Here is a 22,678-nt window from a genome sequence, read left to right as displayed (position 1 = left end):
GTCATTAGCCTCGGCCGAGACGCATTTCACGTTCCGGTTCAGTTAAGGATGCCAGGAAAGAGTCGCGTTCAAATACGCGAGTCATGTAGCCTTTCAGCTCTTTCGCGCCAGGGCCGCTGAACTCAACGCCCAGGGTTGGCAGACGCCACAGCAACGGTGCCAGGTAGCAGTCTACCAGGCTGAACTCATCGCTCAGGAAGAACGGCTTTTGACCAAATACCGGCGCAATCGCCAGCAGCTCTTCACGCAGCTGTTTACGTGCAGCATCCGCTTCTGAAGAGGAACCGTTAACGATAACGTTCATCAGCGTGTACCAGTCTTTCTCGATACGCTGCATGTACAGGCGGCTTTCGCCACGCGCAACAGGATAAACAGGCATCAGCGGCGGATGCGGGAAACGCTCATCCAGGTATTCCATAATGATACGGGATTCCCACAGGGTCAGCTCGCGATCCACCAGCGTCGGTACGCTTTGGCTCGGGTTGAGATCGATCAGATCCTGAGGCGGGTTATCCTTTTCCACATGCTCGATCTCAAAACTGACACCCTTCTCGGCCAGCACGATACGAACCTGATGGCTATAAATGTCAGTAGGACCAGAAAACAGCGTCATTACCGAACGTTTGTTGGCAGCGACAGCCATGAAAACCTCCAGGTATATTCAGAATTTTTACTGCTACCAGCCCAACGGGGCCAGCCAGATGAAGTATCGCCCATCCCAGAGAAGACACATTGTTCAAGAATCGAACAAAAATCGAGTATTCACCGATATTTGGGCAGAAAATTGGATGATAGTTTACCAGATTTTGATGGCTTTGTGGTGAGGGGATGCCGGAAATGTGGAAAAAGAGAAGATATATGAATTGTTACTGTGGATAACCTGCGCATTATCCATAAAAAAACCCGCCGAAGCGGGTTTTTCGCCAATCGTTCTGCGTGAGCAGAAGGGATTAACGTTTGGAGAACTGTGGACGACGACGTGCTTTACGCAGACCCACTTTCTTACGTTCAACCTGACGAGCGTCACGAGTAACGAAGCCAGCTTTACGCAGTTCAGAACGCAGGGATTCGTCGTACTCCATCAGAGCGCGGGTGATACCGTGACGGATCGCACCTGCCTGACCGGAAATACCACCACCTTTAACGGTGATGTACAGATCCAGTTTTTCTACCATATCAACCAGTTCCAGCGGCTGGCGAACTACCATGCGGGCAGTTTCGCGACCGAAGTACTGTTCCAGAGAACGCTGGTTAATTACGATTTTACCACTGCCCGGTTTAATGAAAACGCGAGCTGCGGAACTTTTGCGGCGACCAGTGCCGTAGTATTGATTTTCAGCCATTGCCTATAATCCCGATTAGATGTCAAGAACTTGCGGTTGCTGTGCCGCGTGGTTGTGCTCGTTGCCTGCGTAAACTTTCAGTTTACGGAACATAGCACGACCCAGCGGGCCTTTTGGCAGCATGCCTTTAACCGCGATTTCAATCACACGCTCAGGACGGCGAGCAATCATCTCTTCAAAGGTCGCTTCTTTGATACCACCGATGTGGCCGGTGTGGTGGTAGTACATTTTGTCAGTACGCTTGTTGCCGGTAACAGCAACTTTGTCAGCGTTCAGAACGATGATGTAATCACCGGTATCAACGTGCGGAGTGTATTCCGCTTTATGCTTACCGCGCAGGCGACGAGCCAGTTCAGTAGCCAGACGGCCCAGAGTTTTACCGGTCGCGTCAACAACATACCAGTCGCGCTGTACGGTTTCTGGTTTAGCTGTAAAAGTTTTCATTAAAAGCTTACCCAAATAATAAGTTACACGTTGGTGAACACCCAAACGTTTAGTCAGTTGAGGTTCACACGACAAAGTCCGGCAAACCTACCCCTTCGAATAGCACATGCCGACACATAGAAAGTTTCGGGAAAAAAACCTTCTCGTAACGTGGGGTCGCAAGATTATAGAGAAGTTGAGGTCAAAGATCGACCCTTAAATGTGATTTGGAATGGGTTTTTCGGGGGGCAAGTTTGTGCGGTCTGGTGCCCTCACCCCCAGCCCCTCTCCCACCGGGAAAGGGGGGCTTTTACGGCATATGTTCAAGCTTCAGGTATTCCTCGCTTTGCATCTCCTGCAAACGCGACAGGCAGCGCTGGAACTCAAACTTCAGGCGCTCGCCCCGGTAGATCGCATATAAAGGCGCCTCGGCGCTGACCACCAGCTTGACGTGGCGTTCGTAAAATTCATCCACCAGCGCGATGAAGCGGCGCGCTTCGCTCTCCATCAGCGGCGTCATCACCGGCACATCCAGCAGCATGACGGTATGGAACAGCCGCGAAAGCGCGATGTAGTCATGCTGGCTGCGTGCATCCACACACAGCGTGGCAAAAGAGACGGCCAGCGTCTGGTTCTCGACGCCCAGCGTCGGCAACGGACGATGGTTAATTTCCAGCTCGGGCGCGTTACCCCGCTTTTCGCCCGCCAGCGCCAGCCACAGTTTCTCCATCTCCCGGGTCGTGTCGTCGTTCAACGGCGAAAGCCACAGGTGCGCCTGCGTCAGCGTGCGCAGACGATAATCGACACCGGCATCGACATTCATAATGTCGCAGTGCTGCTTGATGGCATCAATGGCGGGGAGAAAACGCGCCCGCTGAAGGCCGTTGCGATACAGTTCATCCGGCGGGATATTGGAGGTCGCCACCAGGGTGATTCCGCGCGCAAACAGCGCTTTCATGAGTCCCCCCAGCAACATGGCATCCGTAATATCGGAAACAAAAAACTCGTCAAAGCAGAGCACGTCCGTTTCAGCCTTGAAGCGGTCCGCTACGATTTCCAGCGGATCGGTTTCGCCCTGCAGCGCCGTCAGCTCCTCATGGACCCGCAGCATAAAACGGTGAAAGTGCAGACGCTGCTTACGCGTGCCGGGCAGGCTCTGGTAGAACATATCCATCAGCCAGGTTTTACCGCGCCCTACGCCGCCCCACATATATAAGCCGCGAACCGGTGCGTTTACCTGCGGCTCTTTTTTGCCCAGCAAACGGCCGAATGCCGCCTTCAGCCCGCTGCTCTGCACCGCTTCGGCGGGTTTAGCCTGGAGTTCATGGTAAATAGTGTCCAGGCGGTTAACCGCCTCACGCTGGACATCATCCGGCTGATGCGTGCCCTCACTCAGGGCCAGCTGGTAACGCGATGACGGGGACAGGTTTTGCATGATGTTATTGTTATTCCTTTAGTTAAACCTCATCAGCGGTCGTGGCTGATGAAAAAAAGGCCGTTCTACACTACGCGATGATACGTCAGGATTCCACTTCTGCGGAAATAGCGGTTATAGTGGCATAATCAGGCACAGGCAGGAGCCGAGCCAACACCCTACGGAACAACAAGACAACGGGAGAAGTTCATGACCTGGGAATATGCGCTAATCGGTTTAGTCGTCGGCATCATTATCGGTGCCGTGGCCATGCGTTTCGGTAACCGCAAATTGCGTCAGCAGCAGTCACTGCAATACGAACTGGAAAAGAACAAAGCCGAACTGGAAGAATACCGCGAAGAGCTGGTCAGCCACTTTGCCCGTAGCGCCGAGCTGCTGGACAACATGGCGACAGATTATCGCCAGCTCTACCAGCACATGGCAAAAAGCTCCAGCAGCCTGCTGCCGGAAATGACCGCGGAAAGCAACCCCTTCCGCAATCGCCTGGCGGATTCAGAAGCCGGTAACGATCAGGCGCCGGTGCAGATGCCACGCGACTATTCTGACGGCGCGTCCGGCCTGCTGCGCGGTGGCGTAAAACGCGATTAATCGCACAAGCTGAATAAATTTAACGGGCGCACCTTATGCGCCCGTCCTTTCTTCCCGTCCCCAGCTATTATTTAGTCAAACACCTCATTGTTCAGCGGTTGAAAATTCAATAACATCAAGATGTTTTTGGGGCCGTTCTTTTTCATTCCAGGATACGAGAGTCAGCATCGATGAAGAAAAAAAACCAGCTGTTGAGCGCCTTAGCGTTAAGTGTCGGGTTATCTCTCTCGGCGTCCTTCCCTGCCGGTGCGGCACTGCCTTCGCAGGTGCCGGGACAAAACGCTATCCCAAGCCTCGCGCCAATGCTTGAAAAAGTTCTGCCTGCGGTGGTCAGCGTTCAGGTGGAAGGGACGGCGCGCCAAAGCCAGCGCATCCCCGAGGAGCTTAAGAAATACTTTGGCGATGACGCGCCCGATCAGCAGGCAACGCCGTTTGAAGGCCTGGGTTCAGGGGTGATTATCGACGCGGCCAAGGGCTATATCCTCACCAATAATCATGTGATCAGCCAGGCCGACAAAATCAGCGTCCAGCTGAATGACGGCCGGGAGTTCGACGCAAAACTGATCGGCGGCGACGATCAGAGCGATATCGCCCTGTTGCAGGTGCAAAAGCCCAGCAACCTGACCCAAATCGCTATCGCCGATTCCGATAAGCTGCGCGTCGGTGATTTTGCCGTCGCGGTCGGCAACCCGTTCGGCCTGGGCCAGACCGCGACATCCGGGATTGTCTCCGCGCTGGGGCGCAGCGGCCTGAACCTGGAAGGGCTGGAAAACTTTATCCAGACCGATGCCTCCATCAACCGGGGCAACTCCGGCGGCGCGCTGCTTAACCTGAACGGCGAGCTGATCGGCATTAATACCGCCATCCTTGCCCCTGGCGGCGGCAGCGTCGGGATTGGCTTTGCCATCCCGAGCAACATGGCCAAAACGCTGTCGCAACAGCTGATTCAGTTTGGCGAGGTTAAGCGCGGACTGCTGGGCATCAAAGGCATGGAGATGAGCGCAGATATCGCCAAAGCCTTTAACATTAACGTCCAGCGCGGGGCGTTTGTCAGTGAAGTGCTGCCAAATTCCGGTTCGGCGAAAGCGGGCGTGAAATCCGGAGACGTCATTGTTAGCCTGAACGATAAGCCGCTGAGCAGCTTCGCGGAGCTGCGATCGCGTATCGCCACCACGGAGCCTGGCGCTAAGGTGAAGCTGGGCCTGATCCGCGAGGGCAAACCGCTCACTGTGGAAGTGACGCTGGATAAGAGCACCTCCTCTTCCGCCAGCGCAGAACAGATCTCCCCGGCGCTACAGGGCGCAACGCTGAGCGACGGCCAGCTTAAGAACGGGACAAAAGGCATTTCCGTCACGGCCGTTGAGAAGAGTAGCCCGGCCGCGCAGGCGGGGTTACACCAGGACGACGTGATCGTTGGCGTGAACCGCACCCGCGTGCAGTCCATCGCCGAAATGCGCAAAGTGCTGGAGAGTAAGCCGGCGGTCATTGCCCTGCAAATTATCCGCGGCAACGACACCCTCTACATTTTACTGCGTTAACCATTTGCGACTCCGGGCATCGCCGCCGCGTGTGATGTCCGGATAACTCATGTTATGCTGCAAACCGTTCCTTTATTAACGACACACGCATCATGCTTTTAAAGCTCTTTCGTTCAATTGTCATTGGTCTGATCGTTGCCGGTCTGCTGTTAGTGGCTATGCCGTCTTTACGCCAGTTCAACAAACTGTCGGCTCCCCAGTTCGACAGCGCGGATGAAACGCCTGCAACCTACAATCAGGCGGTACGCCGTGCCGCCCCCGCCGTGGTTAACGTCTATAACCGCGGGCTTAACAGTTCCGCTCATAATCAGCTGGAAATTCGCACGCTCGGGTCCGGGGTGATCATGGATGACCGGGGTTACATCATTACCAACAAGCACGTGATCAACGATGCCGACCAGATCATTGTCGCCCTGCAGGACGGTCGCGTGTTTGAAGCCCTGCTGGTGGGGTCGGACAGCCTGACCGATCTGGCGGTGCTGAAAATCAACGCTACGGGCGGTCTGCCCACTATCCCGATCAATCGCAAACGAACCCCGCACATTGGTGACGTGGTGCTGGCAATTGGTAACCCGTATAACCTGGGCCAGACCATCACTCAGGGGATTATCAGCGCAACCGGCCGAATCGGCCTGAACCCGTCAGGGCGACAGAACTTCCTGCAAACCGATGCCTCAATCAACCACGGTAACTCCGGCGGCGCGCTGGTGAACTCGCTGGGCGAACTGATGGGCATTAACACCCTTTCCTTCGACAAGAGCAACGATGGTGAAACACCGGAAGGGATTGGCTTTGCCATTCCGTTCCAGCTGGCGACCAAAATTATGGACAAGCTGATCCGCGATGGCCGCGTGATCCGTGGCTACATTGGTATCGGCGGGCGTGAAATCGCGCCGCTGCATACGCAGGGCGGTGGTATCGATCAGATCCAGGGGATTGTGGTTAACGAAGTCGCGCCCGGCGGCCCGGCGGCCAATGCGGGCATTCAGGTGAACGACGTCATCCTTTCCGTCAACGGTACGCCAGCGGTCTCTGCGCTTGAAACGATGGACCAGGTGGCTGAAATTCGACCGGGCTCTATCATCCCCGTCGAAGTTATGCGTAATGACAAGAAGCTGACGATTCAGGTCACCATTCAGGAATACCCGGCCACTAACTGACGGGCATAAAAAAACGGAGCATAGCGCTCCGTTTTTTTTACCGGGACAAGATCACTTGTTAACGAATTCTTCGCCCAGGGTGATATCTTTTTTCAGCGTATCCAGCATGCCTTCCATCGCGTTTTGCTCAAACGCGCTCAGCGTGCCGATAGACTTACGCTCTTCAACGCCGTTTTTACCCAGCAGCAGCGGCTGAGAGAAGAAGCGCGCGTGCTCGCCGTCGCCTTCTACGTAAGCGCATTCAACCACGTTTTTCTCGCCCTGCAGCGCGCGAACCAGAGACAGGCCGAAACGCGCCGCCGCCTGGCCCATAGACAGGGTTGCAGAACCGCCACCCGCCTTCGCTTCCACCACTTCGGTGCCCGCGTTCTGAATACGTTTGGTCAGATCGGCTACTTCCTGCTCGGTGAAGCTCACGCCCGGGATCTGCGACAGCAGAGGCAGGATGGTCACACCAGAGTGTCCGCCGATAACCGGCACTTCCACTTCCGTTGGCTGCTTGCCTTTCAGCTCAGCCACGAAGGTGTTGGAACGGATGATATCCAGCGTAGTCACGCCGAACAGTTTGTTCTTATCGTAAACACCCGCTTTCTTCAGCACTTCCGCAGCGATGGCAACGGTGGTGTTCACCGGGTTGGTGATGATACCAATGCACGCTTTCGGGCAGGTTTCAGCGATCTGCTGAACCAGGTTTTTCACGATGCCCGCGTTGACGTTGAACAGGTCTGAACGATCCATACCCGGTTTACGCGCAACGCCAGCGGAGATCAGCACGACGTCGGCACCCTGCAGCGCAGGACGCGCATCTTCACCGGAGAAGCCTTTGATTTTCACAGCTGTCGGGATGTGGCTCAGGTCAACCGCCACGCCTGGGGTTACCGGAGCAATATCGTACAGGGAGAGTTCTGAGCCTGAAGGCAGTTGGGTTTTCAGTAGTAGGGCAAGCGCCTGGCCGATACCACCAGCAGCGCCGAGGACTGCAACTTTCATCCTAAACTCCTTATTATGGTTAACTTTAAGTATCTGTAACTCCGTTGCGGCGACCATAATTCAGCAAGTCATTAATTACAATTTTCGTAGCTAAAGAATTTGAGGTCGCGCGTCTTTCGCCTTCACCTGAATACTATCGGGCTGCGGGCAGCAACGAATTAAGAGGGGGTTACAATACACCCTGCCACACCACCAAAACAACATCATTTTGATAACATTTAATTTACTTTTAAGCTTATTTGCGCGGCGTGACCCAGGCATGTTTTCCGATAACGAAATCTGATAAAATCACTCCCTTTCATAACATTATTTCAGCCTACCCGCTGGCAGATTGTTTGCATAAAAATTCATCCACATGCATAATAATGTTGTTTCTACCGTCATATTCCGGGTGACTTATGCGAAGCTCGTCTAAGCAAGAAGAATTAGTAAGGGCGTTTAAAGCGCTACTTAAAGAAGAGAAATTCAGTTCTCAGGGAGAAATTGTTCAGGCGTTGCAGGAACAAGGCTTCGACAACATCAACCAGTCGAAAGTCTCCCGCATGTTAACCAAGTTTGGTGCGGTGCGTACGCGTAACGCTAAAATGGAAATGGTCTATTGCCTGCCTGCTGAACTTGGCGTGCCGACCACCTCCAGCCCGCTGAAGAACCTGGTTCTCGACATCGACTATAACGATGCTGTGGTGGTGATCCATACCAGCCCCGGTGCCGCACAGCTGATTGCCCGCCTGCTGGACTCGCTGGGTAAAGCTGAGGGGATCCTCGGCACCATCGCCGGTGACGACACCATCTTTACCACACCTGCTAACGGTTTCTCTGTTAAAGACCTCTACGAAGCTATTCTGGTTCTGTTCGAACAGGAACTGTAATTGCCTGCCCCGCAGCATTCGGCTGCGGGGATAATGCTGCCACTGCCTCGTTTCACCCTGCTTTTCTCTGCCTGTCACTTTTGCATTTAGTGCTTTTTACCGTCTGTTAACATTCATTCAGTGAATAATCTGCCGCAAAATCGCACAAAAAATCAAATTTTCATATCCTGTTGATTTTAATTACAAAATGCAGCTTTTGCGGCGCGATAGCGCCCTTTTTTATGCAATACGGTTATTAAAACCAACTTTTTTAACGCGTAATAACAAGCGCAACCATTAGTCTGGTATTAATTTTTTGGGTGATTAGTGTATACTTGATTTTGTGATGAGGGTCACAGAACAAAGACCCCAGTAAAATAATTGACGAGGTAAATAATCATGAAAATCAAAACCACTGTTGCTGCCCTGAGCGTACTCTCTGTCCTGTCATTCGGTGCCTTCGCAGCCGACACTATTAACGCCGAGCAGGCACAATCCCGTCAGGCTATCGGGACGGTTTCTGTCGGTGCCATCGGTACTTCTCCGATGGACATGCACGAAATGCTGAACAAAAAAGCGGAAGAACAGGGTGCGTCAGCCTATCGCATCATCGAAGCGCGCAGCGGCGACCACTGGCACGCTACCGCAGAACTGTACAAGTAAACCCTCGTCGTATCTCATCATACGACTTGCCCCTGGCCTCCCGGTCAGGGGCTTTTTTATGGGTGACGCACATTGAAGCGTAGCTGCCCTTCCAGCTCCTCTTCCGCTTCATCAAACAACAAAATCAAGGCACCGAAGCGTCTGCGCTGTTTTTCAGGCAGATGGGTGAACTCGATTTCCAGCGGTAGCGGCAGCCGATCGCCGGTAACCAAATCCCACAGCATATCCAGATTGCTCACGCTGTCCCGCTCCAGGTCGAACGCCCGAATAAACTCGCGATAGAAGTCTTCCTGACTGTCGATTTCATCAAAATCAAAGGTATAAATTTTCATTGCCAGCCACCCGGTACAGGCGGGCGGCAGATGCCGCCCTGTCTATTATAATCCCCCGATATGCAGGGTTTTAACTTCGAGAAACTCCTCCAGCCCCAGCACGGAACCCTCACGGCCCAGCCCGGACTCTTTTACCCCCCCAAACGGTCCCAGCTCGGTCGATACCGCGCATTCGTTAATGCCGATCATGCCGCTCTCAATCGCCTGCGACACGCGGAACACGCGCGACAGATTCTGGGTATAGAAGTAGGCCGCCAGCCCGCATGGCGTATTGTTGGCGCGCATGACCACCTCATCTTCCGAGGTGAAGCGGAAGCAGGCGGCTACGGGACCAAAGGTCTCCTCTTCTGCCAGCTTCATCCCTTCATGACAGTCGCCGAGCACGGTTGGCATCCAGAAGTTACCGCCAAGCTCGTGCGGCTTACCGCCAGCCAGCACGGTGGCGCCCTTCGCTACCGCATCCTCGACGTGCTCACGTACCTTATCGACAGCCGAAGGTTCAATCAGCGGGCCGACAACGACTCCCTCCTCCAGGCCGTTACCGACCTTCAGCGCCTTCACCGCGTCGGCAAGCTGATTCACAAACTTGTCGTAGACCGTTTCCTGAATATAGAAGCGGTTTACGCTGACGCAGACCTGCCCGGCGTTACGGAACTTATTGGCAATCGCGCCCTTAACGGCGGCATCAATATCCGCATCCTCGAAAACGATGTAGGGCGCGTTGCCGCCCAGCTCCATCGACACTTTTTTCATCGTTTCCGCAGCGTTGCGTACCAGCGTTTTCCCGACGGCGGTTGAGCCGGTGAAGGAGATTTTGCGCACGTCGCGGCTGGCCATAATGGCGTCGCTGATTTCTGAGGTACTTCCCGCGACCGCATTGAGCACACCATCCGGCACGCCGGCCTGCTTCGCCAGCGTCAGCAGCGCAAAGGCGCTCAGCGGCGTGTTGTTTGCTGGCTTAATGACGCCGGTACACCCTGCCGCCAGCGCCGGACCGAGCTTGCGGGTGAGCATAGCCATCGGGAAATTCCATGGCGTGATGGCAGCAACCACGCCGACGGGTTCACGGGTTGCCAGAATACGGGAGCCGGGCTTAACCGGAGGGATGATTTCACCGTTGGCGCGCTTGGCCTGCTCGGCAAACCACTGAATGAAGCTGGCGGCATATTCTACTTCGCCCTCAGCCTCTTTCAGCGGCTTACCCTGCTCGGTGGTCATCAGCCGTCCGAGCCAGCTTTTGTTCTCAATAATCAGTTCATACCAGCGGTAGAGGATCGCAGAGCGCTCTTTTGCCGTTTTTGCGCGCCATGCGGGAAAGGCTTTGGTCGCGGCCGCAATGGCCTCTTCGGTTTCGGCTTTCCCCGCTTTCGCCACCCTGGCGATTGTCTCGCCCGTGGCGGGGTTCAGCACGTCAAACGTGGTGTCGAGGGTTTTCCAGATACCGTTAACCAGATACCCGTTCTGAAAAAGAATACTGTCCTGAAGAGCCTGGGTTGTCATGTGTCCTCCCTTCCTGAATGTTTGAACCTGCAGGAATAAGTATAGCCACAAAAAAACCGACGCTTTTGGCGTCGGTTTTCTCTTCATCAGCTGTCCGTCAGCGCATTCTGGTAGCGGTGGAGCATAAATACCAGCCGCTCTACCGGCTCGGTGACCTGCGGCGGGGCTTCCCAGATCCGCAGCTTCTCCTGGTAAACGTCCAGCTCCTCCAGCAGCTGCCTAAAGTAGCGGCGACGCTTGTCATCGCTGGATGCAGAAATCACGTGGTCCGCCGTGCGCCGAAGCTGGCGGTGGAAGGCGGATAAATCGTCGTTGATCGGCACCGGCGCGTTTCGCAGACGCTGGTGCGCAATAATCATGGTCAACGCCAGGCGGAACCTCGCAATATCGCCCGGGAATTTGTTCAGCAGCAGGAAAAGCTGCTGATAGAGCGCCGGCAGGTGGTTCTCCTTGCGCCGTGCGGTATTGGTGGTCAGGGAAGAGACGGCCGCCGACACGAACTGATTCAGCAGCACGCGCCCTGTCCGCGCCCGGGAGTTATCCCGCACCAGCAGGATCACCATCATCGCCAGGAAACAGCCCACCAGCTGCCCCAATGCGCTGTCCAGGAACTGGCTGAAATGGAAGGTCATCGGGTTATCCAGCACGATGATGTTAATGGTGCTCGCCAGCGCCCCCAGCGATCCCAGGCGGCGCTTCTGAACCTCTATGCCAATAAAGAACGCCATTACCGCCAGGCTGATACAGAGTAAAAGCATGCTTTGCTGCGTCGAGGGGATAATCACCAGGAAGTAGAGCGCGCCAATGGGTAATGCAGCAATGGTGCCGTACAGAAAATCGATGGCGACCATGCGCGGATTGGGCAGACGCATCGCCAGGGCGGTAACGACGGCAATCATCACCATCGCGCCGCTGCCGGACGTCCAGCCGGTCCACAGCCAGAACAACGTGCCGAGTATGCAGGCCAGGGTGGTACGCCAGAAGTTGACCATCGCATGATGGCGCTCGGCGGATTCTGGTTTAATCACCACTTCGCCCTGTAACACTTCTTCTTCCGCCGCACTGATTTTGGTGTTGCCCGTCACGCCGCGCTTCAGAAGCAGATAGCGCGTCGCCGCGCCGACCCAGGTATAAATGGTCACCGGGGTATCGCGCTCCCCTGTCCAGGCGATAACCCGACGCATGCGCTTAAGCTGTCGGTGCACGTCCTGCACCGTCTCTACCGGCTCGTCAAACAGCTCGCGGAAGGTATCCGTTACCGCTTCAGGACGAGTGTTCTGAATCAGGTAGGTTTCGCAGGCCTGGGTGATCAGCGTTAACGACACGGTATTGATCGCTTTCAGGCGACGGTTTGCCCGATCCCAGCGGGAAGACTCCATATTGAGATTACTGCGCATCCCCTCCAGCGCCTGCGTACGACGCACCAGGCCGCTCCAGGCTTTGTCGACCTCTTCGCTGTCGCCATGCTTAATGCACAGCTGCATGAGCTGGTACTGGGCAACGATGAGCGCATCCAGCTCCCGATCGACTTCCTGCTTGATGGATCGCGGAGAGAAAAGCAGATCCGCGACAATCGCGCAGACGATACCGATGACAATTTCGCTGCAACGCTCCACGGCGAACTGCGGGGCGAGCAGCGGTTCGGTCTGAATAGTGATGATGATAATCAGCGCGGTATACCCGGCCAGACCCCAGGCGTAGGAGTTCTCAACCTTCACCAGAGAAGAGACCCAGGTACAGAAACCGGCCCAGATACAGCACACGATCAGCATCAGCAGCGGGGTGCGGATCATCAGTATGATTATGGTCAGCGCGGCGATACAGCCGATAAAGGTCCCGATAATGCGCAGCATCCCGCGATAGCGGATTGCCCCTGAGTAGGGTTCACCGCCGGCAGCAAAGGCGGGACCGGCGGCGACAATCGCGGCGGTCAGAACGGCCCAGCGCGGCGTTTCAAGCTGGAAGTGGAAGCCAACGAACAGCGCCAGCACAATGGCGCATGCCAGCTTCACGGCGAAGCGGATATGCTGGCTGGCGATGGAAAAAATGCCCATACCGATTAACCAAACTCGCGCAGGCGATGGGCGATTTGACGGAAGAGCGAATCCTGGCTGGCATCACGGTCTTTTTCACCGGTGATCACCACCGTCGCGGTGGTGCCTGCGGGCCAGAGGTTACTCTGCTGCTCATCCAGACGAATGCGTACCGGCACGCGCTGCGCCAGGCGCACCCACTCAAGGTTGGAGTCTACGGTCGCCATCCCTTTCGCATCATTGGAGCTGCTGGCGTTAGTTACCCCCGCGGCAATGCTGTCCACGGTCCCTTTCAGAACCCGGTTGCTGCCGAGCGGCGTGATTTCGGCGCGATAGCCCGGACGTACGCCTTCCAGCTTGGTCTCTTCCATATAGGCGAGGACGTAGAAGGAGTTCTGTTTCACCAGCGCCACGGCGGTTGAGCCGCGCGTGATAAACTCGCCCGCATAGACGTTAAGGTTGGTCACCCAGCCATCGGACGGGGCGCGGATCACGGTACGCTCCAGATCGAGCTTCGCCAGATCGCGCGTCGCCTGGGCTTTTGCCAGCTGGTGCAGCACGGTTTGCAACACGTTGTTGGACTGGTCAATCTCTTCTCGGGACATGGCCTGGATGCCCAGCCTGTTACGGCGTCCTGCTTCACGGCGTTTTTCCGAGGCCAGCGCGTTGTAATACGCCACGTCGGCTTCTGCTTCTTCCAGCGCTTTTTGATAGCGCGGCTGGTCGATGGTGAACAGCACCTGATCTTTTTTTACCAGCTGGTTATCGTGGACGTTGACGGCCGTAATAAGCCCGGCGACATCTGGCGCGATGGCGACCACTTCGGCGCTAAAACGCGCATCGCGCGTCCACGGTGACTCAGTGTAATAGACCCAGGCGCGAAAAATAGCGATGAACGCCAGGATGACCAGCGCCATAGTGATGGCGGTGCGGGAGATTTTTCTTGTTAGCGTTTTCACATCAACCTCAGACAAACATGCGCGATATTAAGTAGAACAGGCAGCAATACAGCGCGGTATTAAACAATGCAGGGTGCCAGACGAAATCATAAATCCCGGTGGGGACCAGCACCTTGCGCACCAGCCAGAAGATCGCCAGTGATAAAAGAAGCTCGAAAAATATCGGTGGGAACGACAAACCGAACACCACGATAACGGGAAACAGACTCATGTTGACCTTGATTAGAGAGAGTGCAGGCTACTGGATTGTTAAGCACGCGCCGCCGCAGGAGAGCAGGAAATGCCGGGCGAAAGTGGCGCAGCCGTTATGTAATTAATAGTATATTAACGTAACTGTTATGCTGTTATCTATCATATGTGATCTAAATCACTTTTAAGCCAGAGTGAATAATGGAACGTCTAAAACGCATGTCGGTGTTTGCCAAAGTGGTTGAACAGGGCTCTTTTACCGCCGCAGCTCGTCAGCTACAAATGAGCGTCTCATCCATTAGCCAGACGGTGTCAAAACTGGAAGATGAACTCCAGGTAAAGCTGCTTAACCGCAGCACCCGCAGCATCGGGCTGACGGAGGCCGGTAAGATTTACTACCAGGGCTGCCGCCGGATGCTGCATGAAGTGCAGGATGTACACGAACAGCTCTATGCTTTTAACAACACGCCGATCGGCACGCTGCGCATTGGGTGTTCTTCAACTATGGCACAAAATGTTCTCGCTGCCATGACGGCGGAAATGCTGAAAGAGTATCCCGGCTTAAGCGTCAATCTGGTGACGGGCATTCCCGCACCGGACCTGATTGCCGATGGGTTAGACGTGGTGATCCGCGTTGGCGCCCTGCAGGACTCAAGCCTGTTCTCGCGTCGCCTGGGCAGCATGCCGATGGTGGTCTGCGCCTCGAAAAGCTATCTGGCGCAGTATGGCGTGCCGGAAAAACCCGCCGATCTCGGCAACCATTCATGGCTGGAATACAGCGTGCGCCCGGACAATGAGTTTGAACTGATCGCACCGGAAGGGCTTTCAACCAAACTGCTGCCGGAAGGCCGGTTCGTCACTAACGATCCGATGACCATCTCGCGCTGGCTGGTTGCCGGCGCCGGGATCGCCTACGTGCCGCTGATGTGGGTGATCAACGAGATCAACTCCGGCGAGCTGGAGATCCTGTTCCCCCGGTACCAGTCCGATCCGCGTCCGGTTTATGCGCTCTATACCGAAAAGGACAAGCTGCCGCTGAAGGTGCAGGTCTGTATTAACTATCTGACGGACTATTTTGTGGAAGTGGCGGAGCTGTTTCAGGGCATGCGGGGAAGAAGGAAAGAGTAGGCCTTCCCCCTCATCCCGGCCCTCTCCCAAAGGGGCGATGGCGAAAAGACCGCACGGAGCAGTCCCCTCTCCCCGTCGGGGAGAGGGTCAGGGTGAGGGGGAAAATGAAAAATTACGCCGTACCGCCCACCGTCAGGTTATCGACCTTCAGGGTTGGCTGGCCCACGCCTACCGGCAGGCTCTGACCTTCTTTACCGCAGACGCCCACGCCGTTATCCAGCTTCAGATCGTTACCGACCATGGAGATCTGCTGCATTGCTTCAATCCCGGATCCGATCAGCGTCGCCCCTTTTACCGCTTTGGTCACTTTGCCTTTCTCAATCAGATACGCTTCTGAAGTCGAGAAGACAAACTTGCCGGAGGTGATATCCACCTGGCCGCCGCCAAAGTTTGGCGCGAAGATGCCGTAATCAACGGATTCGATAATCTCCTGCGGCGTGGATTTGCCCGGCAGCATGTAGGTGTTGGTCATGCGCGGCATCGGCAGGTGCGCGTAAGATTCTCGACGACCGTTGCCCGTTGGCGCAACGCCCATCAGACGCGCGTTGAGCTTGTCCTGCATGTAACCCTTCAGCACGCCGTTCTCGATCAGCACATTGTACTGGCCCGGGGTACCTTCGTCGTCGATAGAAATCGAGCCGCGACGGTCGAGCATGGTGCCATCATCCACCACGGTACACAGCTCGGAGGAGACAAGCTGCCCCATCTGGCCGCTGAATACCGACGTACCGCGACGGTTGAAATCGCCTTCCAGACCGTGCCCAACCGCTTCGTGCAGCAGCACGCCCGGCCAGCCGGCGCCCAGCACCACCGGTAGCGTACCGGCGGGGGCTGCCACGGCAGACAGGTTGACCAGCGCCATGCGCACGGCCTCTTTTGCCCACGCATCCGCGCGCGCTTCGCCGTCAACATCGCCCAGGAACCAGTCATAGCCGAAACGTCCGCCGCCACCGCTTGAGCCGCGCTCGCGCTTGCCGTCGTCTTCTACCTGAACGCTGATGGAGAGACGGACCAGCGGACGCACGTCGGCGGCCAGCGTACCGTCTGTCGCCGCCACCAGAATCAGCTCATAGACACCGCTCAGGCTGGCAGACACTTCCTGCACCCGTTTATCCGCTGCGCGTGCCACTTTGTCCACGCGGCGCAGGATGTCCAGCTTCTCTTCGCGGCTCATGCTTTGCAGCGGATCGATGCTGGTATAGAGCGCAGAATGCTGTACTTCACCCAGGGTTTTTACGCGACCGTCGCCGGTATCGCGCACAATGGTTCGCGCGGCCTGCGCGCTCTGCTCAAGTGCGGCCAGGCTAATCTGGTCGGCATAGGCAAAACCGGTTTTTTCGCCGCTGACGGCGCGTACGCCGACGCCCTGGTCGATGTTGTAAGAGCCATCTTTAATGATGCTGTCTTCTAAAACCCAGGATTCGTGATAGCTCGACTGGAAATAGAGATCGCCGTAGTCGAGACGGCGTTCGGTCAGTTGACCAAGAATGGAGAACAGGTCCTGATGGCTCAGGCCGTTCGCTGCGAGCAAATGTTCACTTACCAGGTTCAGACTCATCGTATTGCTACTCGTTCGTTGCCGCCCGTGGCGGTATAAAGATCGTATTTATTGAGAGTGAGGCAATTACCTGCCCACGTCAAATCATTGCTGTGCTTCTTTGCGCGGCTGGCGCAGCACTTCATTAATCTGCGGTTTATCGATTGGGCCCGTAATGCGGTAGCGCAGAATCGAGACTTTGCTCCATAGCGGCCCCAGCACTTTGCTGGCGGCAAATACCGCTGCACCGATAATCGGGTTGACCACGAAAGCCGTCGCCACGCCCACGGTGGCTGAAATTTCCGGGGCGACGACCGCTTCCATATCCAGCTCACGACGCACGAGGTTCACCGACCCTTTCATGGCGATATCCGCTTCCAGGCCGTCCACCAGCGTATCGTCGGTATGCATAACGCCATCCTTGATCCAGGCCGTTGAGCGAATGGAGTCATAATAGAAACCCTCGTTAAAGGTGTCGCTAAAATCGAAGCGCAGCTTGCGCAGCAACGCGTCAAAGCTCAGCAGGCGCAATATCTGCCCCGCATGACCGGTGCTGACATCGGCTATTTCACCCTTACCAAAGCGGGTTCTGAGAATACCGTTGAGCGAGGCCTCATCCGGCGTCCACGGCGCGGCGCGCCAGTGCAGATCGTAATTTACATCGAAGGACGATCCGCGAAGCGGCGTGCTGATACCGAAGAAATTAGCCGCGGCATCGAGCTTGTTCCCTTTAATATCCCCTTTCAGCGAGGTGCGCTGTTCACCCGGTTTATTTACCCATTCGCCTGCGGCGGTAAGGCGTCCAAAGCCAGTATCCACCAGCCCACCGGAGAGGCTCAGCGTATGGCCCTTAATAGCAAAATCACCGTCGATACGGCCATATTTTTGCCCCCACAGCCAGCACTCCGCGCAGCGAAGCTGGAGATCGGGCCAGCCGCTGAAATCCACGCGCGTGGAGCCACTCAGCGGCGAGGCAGTCGTCGGCTGGGCGTTAGCTGCCGCAAAGGTCGGGTTGTAATAGAGATAGCGAATTGCCGCCTGCCACGGGGCGTTATCGCGCATCGTCAACGTGCCGTTAATTTCCCGCCCCTTCGCCTCCACGCGCGAGCCGTTAGCCACTGGCCGGGAAACAATACTCAGGTTATTCCACTGCTGCCCCCCCAGCGTCAAAGCCGGCGTGCGCAAGGTGATGGCCTGCGGGAACTGCGCCGTTTGATCGACGTTTTGTCCTACCCCTTTCTGGAACAGCGCCAGCCACTGCGCGCCGTCCAGCGGCGGGAGGTTCAGCTCAACACCCGCCTGCTCCGGCAGCGGCGGCAGGGTTCGGCTGTCCGTCGTCCAGATCGCCCTGTCCAGCGTCAGCTTGCGGCTGAGCAGCCAGCGGCTGTTAAAGTGGTTCGTTCCGCCAGCGTTACCGGTTAAATTAAAGCTGTTGAGGTTACCCGCAACGTTTACGTTAACAGGCAGTGGTTCACCGCTTTCCTTATTCAGCGGCGCGGGAAGCTGGCTGCTGAGATTTTTCAGGTCGCCGGTGATATCGACGCTGTAGCGCGCCCCGGCGTGATAAGGCAGGTCGATGGCGACCTTGCCATTCCATGACACCGCACCGTCCACCGCGTTCTCAATCGGCTTCGGCAGAACATTCATGCGTGACGGCTGCCAGCTCGCGTCCATATTTACCGCCACCTGATAGGCTTTATCGCCCTCGGTAGTGGAGAAATCGATATTGACGGGTTGATTAAACCAGGTCGCTTTCAGCGGCTCGCTTTTCAGATTGCCGTTAACAAAGCTGAACTGTCCGCTGAGGTTCTTCAGGGTGCTGTCCAGCGGCTTGATATAGAGGCTGTTGTTGTTAAGGCGCACGTCGCCTTTGGCGGTAGTCATCTCGCCGTCGAGGGGAATATCCAGATGTAAGCGAGCATTCACATCGCCATCTAACTGTAGCTGCTGAAGGGTAGCTGCCAGGGAGTCATTCAGAGGCGTTTCCTCAAAGTACGGACCAACCGCTTTACCCGGCCCCTGAATATCCGCATCAATCAGCAATTTCTCTTTGGAGCAATCCGGGATGTTTGCCGTCAGGTTGCTGGCGGTCACGCCGCCCAGCGCAACGCTGTCGGTCTTCATCCACAGGCCGTCATTCAGGAAGTTGAGTTCGATATCCAGATTTTTCAGCGCGGGCCAGCCCGGCTGGAAGGCATAGGTGGCGTTGCGCAGCGGCACCAGCACCTGGAACTGGCCTTCGTTATGTTTATAGGGGAACAGGTGCGGATTACCGCCGTAGACCAGCGTGGCGTTATCAGCCTGACCGCCCTGAATGGCGCCGCTGAGGTAGTCCACCAGCGCCTTGCCCATCAGGTTTTCCGGGAAGTAGCGCCACGCCTGCGAACCATCATCGGTGCTGATGCCCGCCAGAATACCCAGCCACGGCTCATCGCCTTCAGGCTGTAGATAACGGAAGTTTCCGCGCGCATGTACCGCTTTGGCTTTTACATCGATGTCGCGGCCATCCAGCTGAAAACCGTTGCCATTCTTCAGCCAGTTGAGCGTAGCGTTGCCTTTTTCGATTTCCAGCGGTGCTCGAAAGACCGTTTCGTACGGCATGTTGGCGTCATGCATTTCTGCCGTCAGCCTGCCGTTCTCCACGCTTCCTTCCAGCTTGCCGCTGAAGTGTTCAGCACCCGGCAGCAGTTTCCACTGGTTCCACGCGAGGTTTTTCCATGACGCCTGGAAGCGTGTCTTTTCCGTAGCCTGTAGCGGAATATCCAGTGCCAGCCGGTTTATCTGCCCGCTCGGCTGCGTCGCCAGCCAGATTTCGCCCAGCTCCGGGGAGAGTTTTGCCGCCATTGAACGCAGCCCTTCGATCGCCGTCAGGTCCAGGTTACTGGCGCGGATACGCAGCTCGTCGCTGCGTTTACTGCTTATCCCGCCCACGTCCTGCTCCGGCATCCACGCCAGCGTCAGCGCGCCGCGCGGCCAGGGTTTGTTATCCATGGATATCCGCGTGTCGGGAATAGCGAACTGCCAGCCGCCTTTTTCCTGCGTAACGTGCGCGGTGAGGTTATCGACGGAGAGCTGATGCTGACGGCGTTCCCCTTTCCAGCTCGCGCCCCCCTGCTTCAGCCAGATATCTCCGCTGGCGAACGCGCCGTTTGTCAGCGTCATCCAGCCTTCGAGGCTGAAGCGCGCGGTTTCGAGCTGCATGTTTTGCTGCAGCCATTCCCCCAGCCACGGCTTCACATCCACGTCGTCCGCCTGTAGCCAGACCCTGCCGTTGTTCAGCAGGCCGTTGTCGTCGCGCAGATCCATCCGCACCTGCATAACGCCGTGCTGCCCGTTCAGGCTGGAGAGATTCACCTGTCCCTCGGCGCGGTGGCGATCTTTCCCGTTAAGCCATGTCAGCTGCGGGATAGCCAGCTCAGCGCGCTGCCCGGAAAGGGTAATAAAGCTCACTTCGCTGTCGCGTAGATCGAAGTGATCGAACTGACGCAGGAAGAGATCGCTGATACGGCTGGCTTCCAGCCCCTGATTGCCGTCACCGCTTCGCAGCGGCGTGTTGGTTATTAGCTGTAGCTGCCAGAAGGTGAGATCGCGAAACTGCCAGCGCATATGCAGCAGGCTTTGCCAGACGTCCAGCGCCAGGGTGACGCGTTTGATTTTAAGATGGCCGCCATCTTTCAGGCCGGCACTGATATCCCGCGCATCGAGCGTCGGGCCGAAGTTCTGCCAGCTTGCTTCGATGTGGCTCACGTCCACCGGCATTCCGGTGGCGGATTCGATTTTGGCCAGGATCTGCGGACGCCAGCTGTCCAGGTGCGGTAAGGCGAGACGCAGCCCGCTCACGAGCAACGCGACAATCACGACCAGCGTTGCCCCTGTAAGCAGTAAAATCCCCGGCAATCGCCTCACGCGTCTCTCCTTGTCAGCCTTTATTCTCGCAGCGAAAACTGCGCTTACATCATTACGACGTCAAACTGCTCCTGGTTATAGAGCGGCTCAATTTGCACTTTTACCTGTTTGCCGACAAAGATTTCCACTTCCGCCAGCGCGTGCGACTCTTCCCCTTTCAGGGCCTCCGCCACAGCAGGGGAAGCATAGACCAGAAAACGGTCCGAGTCGTAGGCGTGATGAACCCGCACAATCTCACGCATGATTTCGTAGCAGACCGTCTCCACCGTCTTTACCGTTCCGCGTCCATGGCAGGTTGGACACTCATTGCAGAGCACATGTTCCACGCTTTCGCGGGTCCGTTTCCGGGTCATTTCCACCAGACCCAGCTGCGAGAAGCCGTTGATGCTGGTTTTCACGCGATCTTTACTCAGCGCCTGCTCCAGCGAGTGCAGCACGCGACGGCGGTGATCTTCATTATTCATATCGATAAAGTCGATGATGATAATGCCGCCCAGATTGCGCAGGCGAAGCTGGCGCGCAATGGCCTGCGTCGCTTCGATGTTGGTGTTGAAGATGGTGTCATCAAGGTTGCGATGGCCGACAAACGCGCCGGTGTTGATATCAACGGTGGTCATCGCTTCGGTCTGGTCGATGATCAGGTAACCGCCCGATTTCAGCTCAACCTTACGCTCCAGCGCGCGCTGAATTTCGTTTTCAACATCATAAAGGTCGAATATCGGCTGGCGGCCCGTGTAATGCTCCAGCAGACCCGGCATTTCCGGGATGTATTCGGCGGTGAACTCCAGCAAGGCTTCGTACGTCAGGCGGGAGTCCACGCGGATGCGGTCAAGCTGGGCGTCGGCAAAATCACGCAATACGCGCTGGGCGAGCGCCAGCTCACCGTAAAGCCGATAGCGGGTCTGGTTGCGTTTTTTACGCTCCATCACCTTGGTCCAGACGCGCTTCAGGTAGGCCGCGTCAGAGGCCAGATCGTCTTCACTGATCCCTTCAGCCGCGGTACGGATAATAAAGCCGCCCTGCTCGTCGCAGTAGGCGCTAACCACCTTTTTCAGGCGCTCGCGCTCGCTTTCGCTTTCGATACGCTGTGAGACGCCAACGTGCGACGCGCCCGGCATAAACACCAGGTAGCGTGAAGGCAGGGTGATGTCGGTGGTCAGACGCGCGCCTTTAGTGCCCAGCGGATCTTTCACCACCTGCACCATCAGATCCTGGCCCTGACGCACCAGCTCAGAGATGTCGCGCACGGCAAACTGTTTTTGCTCTTCGCCTGCCACGCATTCGGTGTGCGGCATGATATCGGAGGCATGTAAAAACGCCGCCTTATCGAGCCCAATATCTACAAAAGCCGCCTGCATACCCGGTAGTACACGACTGACACGACCTTTGTAGATATTGCCTACGATTCCGCGCCGCGCTTCACGCTCAATATGGATTTCCTGAAGAATGCCACCATCAATGTAGGCCACACGGGTTTCCGATGGCGTTACGTTTACCAACAATTCAGCCGTCATAATTATCCCTTCCCTCACGCAGTGAGTTAAAATTGCTCAGCAACTCATACGTTTCCACCAGCGGTAAGCCGACTACGGCGTGATAGCTGCCATTTATCTTCCTGACAAAACAGCCACCCAACCCTTGAATACCGTATGCACCTGCTTTATCCATAGGTTCACCGCTAGCGATATAGCTGGCGATCTCCTCGTCGGTGAGGACTCTGAACGTCACTTCCGTAACCACCAGGCAATCCAGCACGTGCTGGCTATCCGCCAGCGCCACCGCCGTCATCACCTGATGCGTTTGTCCGGACATTTTGCGCAGCATCCGCGCCGCGTGGGCCGCGTCGCGGGGTTTCTCAAGCACTTCACCATTAAGAATAACGATGGTGTCTGCACCCAGCACCGGCAGGTCACGCGGCACACAGGCAACGCCCGCCTGCGCTTTCTCGCGCGCCAGACGGGAAACGTACTGCTGAGCGCTTTCGCCCTCAGCGCGTTTTTCTTCAATACCGGTAACGATGCGTTCGAAGGACACGCCCAACTGCGCGAGCAGTTCCTGGCGACGCGGAGAACCGGAGGCAAGATACAGAGACGTCATAGAAACCTT

20 protein-coding genes are annotated in these 22,678 nt (G+C 56.3%); 6 read left to right on the top strand and 14 right to left on the bottom strand.

Annotated features, from left to right (window positions below; genetic code table 11):
• Window positions 1–4 precede the first annotated feature (4 nt).
• The 4 genes from sspA to zapE form a co-directional block, all read right to left on the bottom strand.
• Entirely contained in the window at window positions 5–643 is a 639-nt protein-coding gene (gene sspA / locus HWQ14_RS07515) for a stringent starvation protein SspA (RefSeq protein ID WP_014071978.1), read from the bottom strand.
• A gap of 307 nt (window positions 644–950) precedes the next feature.
• Entirely contained in the window at window positions 951–1,343 is a 393-nt protein-coding gene (gene rpsI, locus HWQ14_RS07510) for a 30S ribosomal protein S9 (RefSeq protein ID WP_003860436.1), read from the bottom strand.
• 15 nt (window positions 1,344–1,358) lie between these two features.
• Window positions 1,359–1,787, bottom strand: coding sequence for a 50S ribosomal protein L13 (gene rplM / locus HWQ14_RS07505; protein ID WP_003860434.1), 429 nt, complete (start codon window positions 1,785–1,787; stop codon window positions 1,359–1,361).
• A 289-nt stretch (window positions 1,788–2,076) separates the two neighbouring features.
• Window positions 2,077–3,201 carry a cell division protein ZapE gene (gene zapE / locus HWQ14_RS07500; RefSeq protein WP_176609367.1) on the bottom strand — a complete coding sequence of 375 codons (1,125 nt, stop codon included), beginning with the start codon at window positions 3,199–3,201 and terminating at the stop codon, window positions 2,077–2,079.
• Between the two features lie 189 nt (window positions 3,202–3,390).
• Here zapE and zapG point away from each other — a divergent pair, with 189 nt between their 5' ends.
• From zapG to degS, 3 genes are all read left to right on the top strand, one after another.
• On the top strand, window positions 3,391–3,789 hold the full coding sequence (zapG, locus tag HWQ14_RS07495) for a Z-ring associated protein ZapG (protein ID WP_022649554.1): 399 nt from the start codon (window positions 3,391–3,393) through the stop codon (window positions 3,787–3,789).
• Window positions 3,790–3,959: 170 nt separating this feature from the next.
• Window positions 3,960–5,327, top strand: a complete 1,368-nt coding sequence (gene degQ / locus HWQ14_RS07490; protein ID WP_148422337.1) for a serine endoprotease DegQ — start codon at window positions 3,960–3,962, stop codon at window positions 5,325–5,327.
• A 92-nt stretch (window positions 5,328–5,419) separates the two neighbouring features.
• Window positions 5,420–6,487, top strand: coding sequence for an outer membrane-stress sensor serine endopeptidase DegS (gene degS, locus HWQ14_RS07485; RefSeq protein WP_148422336.1), 1,068 nt, complete (start codon window positions 5,420–5,422; stop codon window positions 6,485–6,487).
• A 51-nt stretch (window positions 6,488–6,538) separates the two neighbouring features.
• Here the strand turns inward: degS and mdh are convergent, their stop codons facing one another.
• Window positions 6,539–7,477: a malate dehydrogenase gene (mdh, locus tag HWQ14_RS07480; protein WP_023298737.1), complete on the bottom strand. Its 939-nt coding sequence runs from the start codon at window positions 7,475–7,477 to the stop codon at window positions 6,539–6,541.
• Window positions 7,478–7,875: 398 nt separating this feature from the next.
• Between mdh and argR the strand changes: the two genes are divergently transcribed.
• Window positions 7,876–8,346 (top strand): transcriptional regulator ArgR, encoded by a 471-nt coding sequence (gene argR / locus HWQ14_RS07475; RefSeq protein WP_148422335.1) that lies wholly within the window; start codon window positions 7,876–7,878, stop codon window positions 8,344–8,346.
• Window positions 8,347–8,724: 378 nt separating this feature from the next.
• Entirely contained in the window at window positions 8,725–8,988 is a 264-nt protein-coding gene (gene yhcN, locus HWQ14_RS07470) for a peroxide/acid stress response protein YhcN (RefSeq protein ID WP_148422334.1), read from the top strand.
• A 56-nt stretch (window positions 8,989–9,044) separates the two neighbouring features.
• On the opposite strand, the gene HWQ14_RS07465 is transcribed toward yhcN, so the two are convergent.
• The 5 genes from HWQ14_RS07465 to aaeX all read right to left on the bottom strand — a co-directional run bounded on the left by HWQ14_RS07465 (window position 9,045) and on the right by aaeX (window position 14,023).
• Window positions 9,045–9,320: a barstar family protein gene (locus tag HWQ14_RS07465; RefSeq protein WP_176609366.1), complete on the bottom strand. Its 276-nt coding sequence runs from the start codon at window positions 9,318–9,320 to the stop codon at window positions 9,045–9,047.
• A gap of 45 nt (window positions 9,321–9,365) precedes the next feature.
• Entirely contained in the window at window positions 9,366–10,820 is a 1,455-nt protein-coding gene (locus tag HWQ14_RS07460; protein ID WP_176609365.1) for an NAD-dependent succinate-semialdehyde dehydrogenase, read from the bottom strand.
• 86 nt (window positions 10,821–10,906) lie between these two features.
• Window positions 10,907–12,874, bottom strand: coding sequence for a p-hydroxybenzoic acid efflux pump subunit AaeB (aaeB, locus tag HWQ14_RS07455; protein ID WP_176609364.1), 1,968 nt, complete (start codon window positions 12,872–12,874; stop codon window positions 10,907–10,909).
• Between the two features lie 5 nt (window positions 12,875–12,879).
• Window positions 12,880–13,812, bottom strand: a complete 933-nt coding sequence (gene aaeA, locus HWQ14_RS07450) for a p-hydroxybenzoic acid efflux pump subunit AaeA (protein WP_148422330.1) — start codon at window positions 13,810–13,812, stop codon at window positions 12,880–12,882.
• A 7-nt stretch (window positions 13,813–13,819) separates the two neighbouring features.
• Window positions 13,820–14,023: a p-hydroxybenzoic acid efflux pump operon protein AaeX gene (aaeX, locus tag HWQ14_RS07445; protein WP_003860416.1), complete on the bottom strand. Its 204-nt coding sequence runs from the start codon at window positions 14,021–14,023 to the stop codon at window positions 13,820–13,822.
• 179 nt (window positions 14,024–14,202) lie between these two features.
• On the opposite strand from aaeX, the gene aaeR reads away from it, so the two are divergent.
• Window positions 14,203–15,129 (top strand): HTH-type transcriptional activator AaeR, encoded by a 927-nt coding sequence (gene aaeR, locus HWQ14_RS07440; RefSeq protein ID WP_148422329.1) that lies wholly within the window; start codon window positions 14,203–14,205, stop codon window positions 15,127–15,129.
• Between the two features lie 112 nt (window positions 15,130–15,241).
• Here aaeR and tldD read toward each other — a convergent pair whose 3' ends face one another.
• The 4 genes from tldD to HWQ14_RS07420 all read right to left on the bottom strand — a co-directional run bounded on the left by tldD (window position 15,242) and on the right by HWQ14_RS07420 (window position 22,669).
• Window positions 15,242–16,687, bottom strand: coding sequence for a metalloprotease TldD (gene tldD / locus HWQ14_RS07435; protein WP_148422328.1), 1,446 nt, complete (start codon window positions 16,685–16,687; stop codon window positions 15,242–15,244).
• An 84-nt stretch (window positions 16,688–16,771) separates the two neighbouring features.
• Window positions 16,772–20,572: an AsmA2 domain-containing protein YhdP gene (gene yhdP, locus HWQ14_RS07430; protein ID WP_176609363.1), complete on the bottom strand. Its 3,801-nt coding sequence runs from the start codon at window positions 20,570–20,572 to the stop codon at window positions 16,772–16,774.
• A gap of 44 nt (window positions 20,573–20,616) precedes the next feature.
• Complete coding sequence (gene rng / locus HWQ14_RS07425; RefSeq protein WP_063450998.1) at window positions 20,617–22,086, bottom strand: ribonuclease G; 1,470 nt, start codon at window positions 22,084–22,086, stop codon at window positions 20,617–20,619.
• Window positions 22,076–22,669, bottom strand: a complete 594-nt coding sequence (locus HWQ14_RS07420; protein WP_176609362.1) for a Maf family protein — start codon at window positions 22,667–22,669, stop codon at window positions 22,076–22,078. The genes rng and HWQ14_RS07420 overlap by 11 nt, the downstream gene beginning before the upstream one ends.
• Between the last annotated feature and the right edge of the window lie 9 nt (window positions 22,670–22,678).

The sequence above is a fragment of the Enterobacter cloacae genome (genome assembly GCF_013375935.1).
Lineage (GTDB): Bacteria > Pseudomonadota > Gammaproteobacteria > Enterobacterales > Enterobacteriaceae > Enterobacter > Enterobacter pasteurii.
The sequence above is the reverse complement of the archived record's forward strand: the minus strand, read 5'-3'. Positions and strand labels throughout refer to the sequence as shown.